Below are 10,591 nucleotides of genomic sequence, written 5' to 3'. Positions count from 1 at the left end.
GGTGAAGTCGTAACAAGGTAGCCGTAGGGGAACCTGCGGCTGGATCACCTCCTTTTAGAGAAAAAAACCCGACTCGCTATTTAATTGCAAGGATCGCGAAATCTTTGCACGCCGCGCTGATGGGCCTGTAGCTCAGGTGGTTAGAGCGCACGCCTGATAAGCGTGAGGTCGATGGTTCAAGTCCATCTAGGCCCACCATGCTTACCGGGGGTGTAGCTCAGCTGGGAGAGCGCCTGCTTTGCACGCAGGAGGCCATCGGTTCGATCCCGTTCACCTCCACCAGCAATTGAGGGAAAGGGTAGCGCGGCATGATCATTGACAGTTAAATAAGGGATGGGACGAAAAGGTAAAACAAGATAGTAAGGGCAATCGGTGGATGCCTTGGCGCTAAGAGGCTATGAAGGACGCGGTGGGCGGCGAAACGCTCCGGGGAGTCGCCAAACAGACTTTGATCCGGAGATATCCGAATGGGGCAACCCGGCGGGAGTCATGTCCCGTCATCCTTTGACTGAATACATAGGTCATAGGAAGCGAACCCGGGGAAGTGAAACATCTCAGTACCCGGAGGAGAAGAAATCAAGAGAGATTCCCGAAGTAGCGGCGAGCGAACCGGGATAAGCCCAAACCGTGCGGCTTCGGCCGTGCGGGGTTGTAGGGCCTTCATCAAACGATCCGTGATTAGGCAGCAAAAGGGCCTGGGAAGGTCCGCCATAGAGGGTGAAAGCCCCGTATGCGAAACCGAAAGCGGCGTTGAAGGTACCTGAGTACCGCGGGACACGAGAAATCCCGTGGGAATCTGGGAGGACCATCTTCCAAGGCTAAATACTCCTTAGCGACCGATAGTGAACTAGTACCGTGAGGGAAAGGTGAAAAGAACCCCTGTTAGGGGAGTGAAACGAGAACCTGAAACCGATTGCCTACAAGCGGTGGGAGCGGAGCAATCCGTGACCGCGTGCCTTTTGCATAATGAGCCAGCGAGTTTCTTTGTCGCGCGAGGTTAAGCCTAAAATGGCGGAGCCGTAGCGAAAGCGAGTCTGAATAGGGCGACTAGTGCGGCGGAGAAGACCCGAAACCGTGTGATCTATCCATGAGCAGGTTGAAGCTCGGGTAAAACCGAGTGGAGGACCGAACCCATATGGGCTGAAAACCATTGGGATGACTTGTGGATAGGGGTGAAAGGCCAATCAAACTCGGTGATAGCTGGTTCTCTCCGAAATATATTGAGGTATAGCCTCAGGAGTTTACTTGCGGAGGTAGAGCACTGACAGGGCTAGGGGGCTTACCCGCTTACCAAACCCTTTCAAACTCCGAATGCCGTAAGTCGAGATCCCGGGAGTCAGACCGCGGGTGATAAGGTTCGTGGTCGAGAGGGAAAGAGCCCAGACCGACAGCTAAGGCCCCCAAATCCATACTAAGTGGGAAAGGAGGTGAAGTCGCTTAGACAGCCAGGAGGTTGGCTTAGAAGCAGCCATCCTTAAAAGAAAGCGTAATAGCTCACTGGTCTAGCGGCCCCGCGCCGAAAATGTAACGGAGCTAAGCATGGCGCCGAAGCCACGGGATCATCTTCGGATGATCGGTAGGGGAGCGTTCTCGGATGGGATGAAGGCAGGTCGTAAGGCCTGTTGGACTAACGAGAAGTGATAATGCTGGCATAAGTAACGATAAAACGGGTGAGAAACCCGTTCGCCGTAAGCCCAAGGTTTCCTGGGTAAAGTTAATCTTCCCAGGGTGAGTCGGCCCCTAAGGCGAGGCAGAAATGCGTAGCTGATGGGAAACAGGTTAATATTCCTGTACCTGTATGCGTATGCGATGGAGGGACGCAGGAGGATAGATGATCCGGGTGTTGGATATCCCGGTGCAAGCGAGTAGGCTTGAGGAGCAGGCAAATCCGCTCTTCTTCAAGGCCGAGACGCGATGCCGAGTCTTTAATCGACAGAAGTCATTGATTCCATGCTGCCAAGAAAAGCTTCTAAGTTTAGCGCATGCGGACCGTACCGCAAACCGACACAGGTAGGTGGGTCGAGTAGACCAAGGCGCTTGAGAGAACTCTGGTTAAGGAACTCGGCAAAATGACCCCGTAAGTTCGCGATAAGGGGTGCTCTTGAAGGTGACGTAATTTACTTATCGAGCTTTTAGGAGACGCAGAGAATCGGGGGGGGCGACTGTTTACTAAAAACATAGGTCTATGCGAAGTCGTAAGACGACGTATATGGACTGACGCCTGCCCGGTGCCGGAAGGTTAAGGGGTGGGGTTAGCGCAAGCGAAGCTCTGAACCGAAGCCCCGGTAAACGGCGGCCGTAACTATAACGGTCCTAAGGTAGCGAAATTCCTTGTCGGGTAAGTTCCGACCTGCACGAATGGCGTAACGATCTCCGCACTGTCTCGACCAGAGACTCAGTGAAATTGAATTGGCGGTGAAGATGCCGTCTCCCCGCAGAAAGACGGAAAGACCCTGTGCACCTTTACTATAGCTTGACATTGGATCTTGAACTATCATGTGTAGGATAGGTGGGAGACTGTGAAGCGGGTACGCTAGTATCTGTGGAGTCAACCTTGAAATACCACCCTTGTTAGTTTAGGACTCTAATCCCTCGCCGTCATCCGGCAGGGAGACAGTGTCTGGTGGGTAGTTTGACTGGGGCGGTCGCCTCCCAAAGAGTAACGGAGGCATGCAAAGGTTCCCTCAGGCTGATTGGAAACCAGCCGTCGAGTGCAAAGGCATAAGGGAGCTTGACTGTGAGAGAGACATCTCGATCAGGGACGAAAGTCGGTCTTAGTGATCCGGTGATCCCGAATGGAAGGGTCATCGCTCATAGGATAAAAGGTACGCCGGGGATAACAGGCTGATCGCATCCAAGAGTTCACATCGACGATGCGGTTTGGCACCTCGATGTCGGCTCATCACATCCTGGGGCTGGAGCAGGTCCCAAGGGTTCGGCTGTTCGCCGATTAAAGTGGTACGCGAGCTGGGTTTAAAACGTCGTGAGACAGTTTGGTCCCTATCTTCTGTGGGCGTAGGAGACTTGAGAGGGGTTGTCCCTAGTACGAGAGGACCGGGATGAACGAACCACTGGTGTTCCTGTTGTCGCGCCAGCGGCATCGCAGGGTAGCCACGTTCGGAAGGGATAACCGCTGAAAGCATCTAAGCGGGAAACCCGCCTCAAGATAAGGTCTCCCCGAAGGACCCAGGTAGACTACCTGGTTGATAGGCCGGAAGTGTAAGCATGGCGACATGTTCAGCCAACCGGTACTAATAGTCCGTTCGGCTTGTTTTACCGCTAAAAAACGTCCCATCCCTTATTTTAACTTATATATTGTCCTGGTGGCCAAAGAGGAGGGGGTACGCCCGACCCCATTCCGAACTCGGAAGCTAAGCCCTCCATCGCCGATGATACTGCGTACTCATGCGTGGGAAAGTAGGTCGCCGCCAGGGCTCGTTTCAAAACCAAATAGCCCGGCTGAGAAATCAGCCGGGCTTTTGGCGTTTGGAGGGCGAGGGGGGCGTGCGCGGCGGTTGCGGGGTAGTTATGTTTCTTTATGCCGCTCTTGGCGCCACCGTACTGACTTGGCTCAATACCGATAGATGGCAGCCAGTCCAGTGCGCCCCGGCATCTGCTCTTGCCGGTATGAGCCCGGAGGAATACCGAAGAGCCGTTAAAGGGGGAAACCCTGAAACCCAGAGTCCGAACTTATCCGTGGTATACTCGCGGGGGTAAGGTCAGAGCCTACCGGCAATCTGTCGGTTGGCTTCGATCAGCAGTGTGGCGACCCGCCCAAGGGCAGCCGGTGTTTGGAGGAGTCACGCCGGGCGTCTGGTCACGAAAAATTCATAGGCGTAGCAGTCCCCGTGGGCCGCGTGCAGTTTGGCCTCGCGGTGGATGGAGTCCAGGATTGCCTGCGCCTCGGGGTCATGGGCGTATTTTCTGCGCATTTCGCGCACCCGGGCCTGCATGGGCGTATAGAAATCCTCCCACCACGCCGCGTCCGGAAGCGTGAAATGCCCGAGCAGATCCAGACCGTGCCGGGCCACGGCCGCCAGGACGTCCTGCGTCCAGCCCATGGCCGGAGAGTCCTGATCGAACCCGCGCCGCACCTCTTCGGGTACATCGCTTTTCCTCCACACCGCGTCGGTGAAGACCAGATGCCCGCCGGGCCGCAGCAGATCGCGGCACAGAGGCAGGGCCGCGTCCAGACCGAGGTTGTAGAGCGCGCCCTCGGACCAGATCAGATCGAATGACCCTGGCGGAAATCCCGTATGCGCCATGTCGGCGCACAGCGGTGTGATACGATGTCCCAGGCCATTCGCGGCAACCGATGCCGCAAGGTGAGTGATGAACGGCGCATGGCTGTCCACGGCCACGATGTGGCCATCCGTGAGGTCAACCAGATGCAGTGTCTGGCCGCCCAGGCCGCAGCCGAGATCAAGAATGCGGGGGGCTATGGGCAATCCGTCGCATAGGGCCAGAGCCCTGGTGGCGCAGGCCCGGTTTCCCGGTCCCTGGCGGGGCAGGGATTCGTAGACCTCGAAAAATATCTCTCGGAAACGCGGCGACTGGTCGAGCATGGGGTTTCCTTGCATGGCCGTACGGCATGTCCGGCAAGGCGCGTCTTGCCGACGGCGGGTGGTTGCGGCAATGGGCTTCAATTCCAAGCCATTTTTTCCATGGCTGCCCCTTTTTCGCATCATCCCCGGTTCGGGGCAAGAAAAAAGCCCGGCAGGATGCTCCGGCCGGGCTGTCGTCGTTTTGGATGGGCGTGGCGGCTAATCGTACTTCACGGCGCTAAAGCGCATAAGCTTTTCCAGCGCGATATGCGATTCGATGCGCCGCATGGTGCCGGTCTTGCCGCGAAGGACCAGGGAATGAGTCACCGCGCCGCGTCCCGTAAACCGCACCCCGCGCAGAAACGTGCCGCCGGAGATGCCCGTGGCCGCGAAATAGGTGTCGTCGCTATTGACCAGGGTCTCTTCGGTCAGGATGGATTTCGTGTCGGTCCCGGCCTTGATCAGGGCCTTTTTCTCGTCGTCCTTCTGCGGGTCCAGGCGGGCCAGCATGCGCCCCCCCACGGCCCGGATGGCGCAGGCCGACAAAACCCCCTCGGGCGTGCCGCCGGTGCCCATCATCACGTCCACCACGTTGGTCGGGTCCACGGCCATCAGCGATCCGGCCACGTCGCCGTCGGTGTGCAACTGGATGCGCGCCCCGGTGCGGCGTATCTCGGTGATCAGTTCCTTGTGGCGCGGCTTGTCCAGGACAAACACCACCAGATCGTCCACGTCCTTGCCAAGGGCCTTGGCGATGGCCCGCAGGTTGTCGCCCACTGGCGCGTCCAGGTCGGCCGCGTCCTTGGCCTCGGCCGGAACCACCAGCTTTTTCATGTAATAGCTGGGCCCCGGATCGAACATGCTGCCCCGGGGGGCCACGCCGATGACCGAGATGGCGTTGGGACGGCCATAGGCCAGAAGGTTGGTGCCCTCCACAGGGTCCACGGCCACGTCCACGGCCTGCCCCAGGCCCATGCCCACCTTCTCGCCGTTAAAGAGCATGGGCGCTTCGTCTTTTTCGCCCTCGCCGATGACGATGATCCCGTCCAGAGGCACGGTGTTGAAGGACAGGCGCATGGCGTCCACGGCGGCCTGATCCCCGGCGATCTTGTCGCCTTTTCCCAGCCACCGGGAGCAGCTTAGGGCCGCCGCCTCGGTGACCCGAACCAGATCCAGGCCGATATTTCTGTCAGGGGCTTCCATAGCCGCTACTCCTTCCCGGCAAACGCCTGACGCACCAGATCGGCCAGGCGTTCCGGGGTGAAGCCGTATTTTTCAGCCAGAAGTTTGGCCGGGGCCGAGGCGCCGAAGTGGCTTACGCCATGCACGTTGTCCAGGCTGCCCACATATTTGCACCACAGATCCGGCCGTCCGGCCTCCACGGCGAAGCGCCGCGTCACGGCCGGGGGCAGCACGGCGTCGCGGTAGCTTTTGGGTTGCTCGTCGAAAAGCTCCATGCAGGGCATGCTCACCACGCGCAGTTTGTATTCGGGCAGAAGCTCGGCCGCGGCCAGGGCCAACGAGACCTCGGAGCCTGCGGCCAGAAGGATGCCGTCGGGGACGCCGTCCGGGGCGTCGGCCAGCACGTAGCCGCCCTTGGCCACGCCCTCGGCCAGTCCCGGGAAGCGGGCCGCATCCAGCACGGGCAGTCCTTGGCGGGTCAGGAGCAGGCAGGTGGGGCGGCTTTGCTGCGTCAGGGCCGTCTGCACGGCCAGGCAGGTCTCCCGGGCGTCGGCCGGGCGCATGACCAGCATGTTGGGGATCAGCCGCAGGGAGCTTGCGTGTTCGATGGGCTGGTGCGTGGGGCCGTCCTCGCCCACGTAGAAGGAGTCGTGGGTGAAGACGTGCAGCACCGGCAGCCGCTGCAGGGCGGACATGCGCAGGGCGTTGCGCTCGTAGTCGGAAAAGACCAGGAAGGTGGCCCCGAAGGGGACCAGGCCGCCGTGCAGGGCGATGCCGTTTAAAAGCGCGCCCATGGGGAACTCGCGCACCCCGAAGCACAGGTTGCGTCCGGCCCGGTTGTCGGGGGTGAAGATGCCGGTAATGTCGCGGAATTTGGCCGTCTGGTTGGAGGGGTCAAGGTCGGCCGAACCGCCCACGAGAAGGGGAAGCTGGTCGATGAGCGCACCCAGGGCCGATCCCCAGGCCTTGCGGGTGGCGACCGATGCGCCCGGCTCGAACTCGGGCCAGGTAAAGGTCCGGTTGGCTGGGGTGCGCCTCGCCTGCCGCCACAGATCCTCGAAGGCGGCGTCCGTGTCCAGGCGTTTTTGCAGGGCCGACTGCCAGGCCAGGCGTTTGTCGCGCACGCTGCCGTGCCGGGAGCGGAAGCGTTCCACGACCTCGGCGGGCAGGTAAAAGGGCTTGTCCGCCGGCAGGCCCAGGCAGACCTTGGTTTTGGCGATTTCCTCCGGGGAGAAGGGCGACCCGTGGGAGTCGCAGTTGTTTTCCATGGAGCAGGAGCCCTTGGCGATGGTGGTGTGGCCGATGATCAGGGTGGGCTTGCCCGCGTCGGTCTTGGCCTCGGTCAGGGAGGCGCGGATCTGGCCGTGGTCGTGGCCGTCGATCTCGATGACCCGCCAGCCCAGGCCCTCGAAGACCTTTTTATGGTCGGTGCGGTCGCAGCGGCTGGTGGGACCGGCCAACTGCACCTTGTTGTTGTCGTAGCACACGATAAGGCGCGACAGCTCGAAATGTCCGGCCAGGGCGGCCGCGCCCAGGCACACGGGGGTCTGGATGTCGCCGTCCGAGGCCAAAACGAACGTGTAGTGGTCGGCGATGTCCGCCCCGAGCCTGGCCCGCAGCATGGCCTCGGCCACGGCCATGCCCACGGACATGGCGAAACCCTGTCCCAGGGGCCCGGTGGTGGCCTCGACTCCCGGGGTCAGAAAATTTTCGGGATGCCCGGGGGTTTTGCTGCCGAACTGCCGGAAGCGGGTGATGTCCTCCATGGTCAGGATGCCCTGGAAAAGAAGCAGGGCATAGAGCAGCATGGATTCGTGCCCGGCCGAGAGCACGAAGCGATCCCGGTTGAACCAGGTGGTGTCGTCCGGGTCGGCGTCGAGAAATTCCGAAAAAAGGATGTAGCCGAGATCGGCCGAGGACATGGCCCCGCCGGGATGGCCGGAATTGGCCTTGCCAACGGCGTCCATGATCAGGCCCTTGATGACGTTGACCGCTTGCAGGTCGAGATCGCTTACGGAAGGCATGCTGGTGGTCCTTGCGCTACGGGTTGGGTAAAAGGAAGCAGGGCGTATGCGACGCAAAAAACGGCTTTTGGGAAAAAGCCGTTTTGAAAGGCGCCTGGTGGAAGAGGCGGATGTCCATCATCGGGAAACGGGTCCGCCGTGACAAGTTTCCATCAGGTCCAGGCGGCGCTGGTGGCGGCCGCCTTCGAAGGAAGCGGCCAGAAAGGCGTCGGTGATGGACAGGGCCAGGCCTTGCCCCGTGACCCGTTCGCCCAGGCACAGGACGTTGGCGTCGTTGTGCAGCCTGGCCATGCGGGCCATGAACTCGTTGCCGCACAGGGCGGCCCGGATGCCGGGGCGGCGGTTGGCGGTCATGGACATGCCCAGGCCCGTGCCGCAGATGAGGATGCCCAGGGCGTTTTGGGCCAGCACGGCGTCGCAGACCGAGGCCGCGTAAAGGGGATAGTCAACGCTTTTGGCGTCGGCCGGGCCGACATCGACAACGGTGTGGCCTGCGGCGGCCAGGTGGTCGGACAGAAGGTTTTTGAGCAGGACTCCGGCATGGTCGGAGCCGATGATCACGGTCTGCGGCATGGCGAATCTCCACTTGTGGCGGGTGTTACGCGGGATGACCGGGCGCGTGCGGCGCTATGCCCGAAAGTCTGGTCCCGTCCGGGCCTCAGAGGTCCGGGATGCGGATGTCGCCCTGCGCCTCCAGGGAACGCACGGCCGTGCCGGGCGGCATCGGAAGGGCCAGGGCGCTGTCCGGCCAGGGGGTCTCACGGCCTTCGATTTTTTTGATGCGAAGCGTCACCTGAGCCCCGCCGGGGGTGGTCAGGACCACGCGGCGGGCCTCATCGGAGGCCGTCCCTGCGGCATCGGCCTGGTAGTCCTCGAAGGCCACCTTCCAGGGCTCGATTCCCCGCCCGGTGAGATGAATCGGTTTGCCCTCGAAGTCAAGGGTCAGGGCGGCCATTCGGGAACCGGCGGGAAAGGCGTATTCGTAGCCTTCGGGCCGTTTTTTCGCCGAGGCGTATTTTTCCGGGAGAAATGCGTCGAACCGGCCGATGGCCACGGCGGCCAATTCCCGCAGGGCGAAGGGCAGGGGAAGCCCCATGCGCGACAGGCCCTCCCGGGTGCTGCGGTGGGTGAAGGCCGCCTGGTTGCCGGGATAGTAGGCCGTAAAGCCCTGGTCGTTCTCGACCCAGAAGGCGTAGGGGCCGCCCATGGGCAGGGTCAGATCCAGGCGCAGGGGGAGGTCGGTGTTGCCGTAAAAGGCCAGATTCAGACGGCCGCTTTTGCGTTGGGAGGCGAAGCTTAGGCCCGCGTCCACGCGAAAAGCCTTCCAGTCGGCATGCTTTTTTTGCTCCCGGTCGCGAAAGGCCTCCCAGGTCGTGCGGGCCAGGTCTTCGCCCGGAGGGGCGGCGGTCTTGGCGGCGCATCCGGCAAGCAGGAGCAGTGTGGCCAGGAGAACCAGGGCTCGGGAGGCGCGGGTCATAGGGCGTCCTTTTTGCGGCGGATGGCGTCGGCGTTGCCGGGGTTGCCGGACAGGGCCTTTTTGTAGCCCTCGGCGGCCTCGGCCTTGTTGCCAAGGGATGCGGCGATGTCGCCGTAATGCTCCCAGATCACCGGATCGCCGGCGGGTTGGGACACGGCCTGCCGGATGACCTCCCAGGCCTTGTCGTTTTTGCCCATGCGGTGATGGACCCAGGCCAGGGAATCCAGGAAAAAGGGGTTGTCGGGCTCGATGGCCACGGCCTTTTCGATCAATTGCAAGGCCCGGGGCAGATCGCGGTTATCCTCGGCCAGGGTGTAGCCCACGAAGTTGAGGGCGTCGGCGTGCTCGCCGTCCAGGGTGATGATCTGCTCCATGACCTGGACGCTTTCGGCGGTGCGCTTTTGCCGCTCCAGGACGACCCCCAGGCGGTAGAGGATCTCCGTGTCGTCGGCCCATTTTTCGCTGGCCTCGGTCAGGATCGCCGTCGCTTCGGCGGGGTTTCCCGTCCGTTCCAGGGCGGCGGACATGAGCAGGCGGAATTCCTTCTTGTCTTGGAATTGGGCCACGGCCTGCCTGGCCAGTTCCAGGGCCTCGGCGGCCCGATCCGTTTCCAGCAGGAGTTGGATGCGAAAGCTCAGGCTTTTGTCGTAATGCGGGTGGGATTCGGGCACGCGCTTCAAATAGCCGATGGCCTTGTCCGGTTTTTTCTCACCCTCGTAGGCCGCCACGGCCCGGTAAAACAGGATGTCCGGCGGCGGCGAGCCGCTTTTTTCCAGACGGTCGAGCAGCTTTCCGGCCTCGGCGGCATAGCCCTCGGCGATGAACGCCGACAGCACCTCAAGCACAAACGTGCTGTCCTTGGGGGCCTTGTCCATGAGGGCCACGGCCTTGGCGGGATTTTTCAGCTTGAGGTTGAGCTTGATCAGCCGCGACCAGACCTCGGCCCCGTCCTCGCCAAGCTCCAGGATGGCGGAGTAGCTCTCAAGCGCCCCCCGGTAATCTTTTTCCTGTTCCTGGAGAAACCCCAGTTCGGCCCAGGCGGCCACCATGGACCGGTCGGCGGCCAGCGCCTGGCGCAGGGCGGCCATGGCCGAGGCGCGGTCGCCAAGGCCGATATGGGCCTTGGCCTTGTAATAAAAAACAGCGGGGGACGGGTCCAGGGCCTCGATTTTTTCCAAAGAGGCCAGGGCCTCCCGGAACTGTCCGGAATCGATGAGCAGCGAGGCCATTTCCTGGTGGGCGGCCAGATCGTCCGGATGTTTGGACAGGTAGCCGCTGATGACGGCCACGGCCTCCTCGCGCCGGTGCTGCATCTGGTAGGCGCTGGCCAGATAGAAGGCGATCTGTTTTTCCTCGGGGAATTG

6 protein-coding genes, 2 tRNA genes and 3 rRNA genes are annotated in these 10,591 nt (G+C 61.5%); 5 read left to right on the top strand and 6 right to left on the bottom strand.

Going from position 1 to position 10,591, the window contains the following annotated elements; translation table 11 throughout:
• The 5 genes from V3572_RS16665 to rrf all read left to right on the top strand — a co-directional run.
• Positions 1-55: ribosomal RNA gene (locus tag V3572_RS16665) — 16S ribosomal RNA — on the top strand; the annotation flags it as partial.
• Positions 56-121: 66 nt separating this feature from the next.
• A tRNA-Ile gene (locus tag V3572_RS16660) sits at positions 122-198 on the top strand.
• 8 nt (positions 199-206) lie between these two features.
• Positions 207-282, top strand: a tRNA-Ala gene (locus V3572_RS16655).
• Positions 283-349: 67 nt separating this feature from the next.
• Positions 350-3,276, top strand: a 23S ribosomal RNA gene (locus V3572_RS16650).
• A 43-nt stretch (positions 3,277-3,319) separates the two neighbouring features.
• A 5S ribosomal RNA gene (rrf, locus tag V3572_RS16645) occupies positions 3,320-3,434 on the top strand.
• A 366-nt stretch (positions 3,435-3,800) separates the two neighbouring features.
• On the opposite strand, the gene V3572_RS16640 is transcribed toward rrf, so the two are convergent.
• From V3572_RS16640 to V3572_RS16615, 6 genes are all read right to left on the bottom strand, one after another.
• Complete coding sequence (locus V3572_RS16640; protein WP_332112155.1) at positions 3,801-4,565, bottom strand: SAM-dependent methyltransferase; 765 nt, start codon at positions 4,563-4,565, stop codon at positions 3,801-3,803.
• 198 nt (positions 4,566-4,763) lie between these two features.
• The gene (glpX, locus tag V3572_RS16635; protein WP_332112154.1) at positions 4,764-5,747 is read right to left on the bottom strand and encodes a class II fructose-bisphosphatase; all 984 of its coding nucleotides are present in this window, start codon (positions 5,745-5,747) and stop codon (positions 4,764-4,766) included.
• A 5-nt stretch (positions 5,748-5,752) separates the two neighbouring features.
• On the bottom strand, positions 5,753-7,750 hold the full coding sequence (gene tkt, locus V3572_RS16630) for a transketolase (RefSeq protein ID WP_332112153.1): 1,998 nt from the start codon (positions 7,748-7,750) through the stop codon (positions 5,753-5,755).
• Between the two features lie 117 nt (positions 7,751-7,867).
• Positions 7,868-8,323, bottom strand: a complete 456-nt coding sequence (gene rpiB / locus V3572_RS16625; protein ID WP_332112152.1) for a ribose 5-phosphate isomerase B — start codon at positions 8,321-8,323, stop codon at positions 7,868-7,870.
• Positions 8,324-8,408: 85 nt separating this feature from the next.
• On the bottom strand, positions 8,409-9,227 hold the full coding sequence (locus tag V3572_RS16620) for a hypothetical protein (RefSeq protein WP_332112151.1): 819 nt from the start codon (positions 9,225-9,227) through the stop codon (positions 8,409-8,411).
• The coding region (locus V3572_RS16615; protein WP_332112150.1) for a tetratricopeptide repeat protein at positions 9,224-10,591 on the bottom strand (1,368 nt) is incomplete at its 5' end. The genes V3572_RS16620 and V3572_RS16615, both read right to left, overlap by 4 nt.

This window comes from Desulfolutivibrio sp. (genome assembly GCF_036584575.1).
Classification (GTDB): domain Bacteria; phylum Desulfobacterota; class Desulfovibrionia; order Desulfovibrionales; family Desulfovibrionaceae; genus Desulfolutivibrio.
The sequence above is the reverse complement of the archived record's forward strand: the minus strand, read 5'-3'. Positions and strand labels throughout refer to the sequence as shown.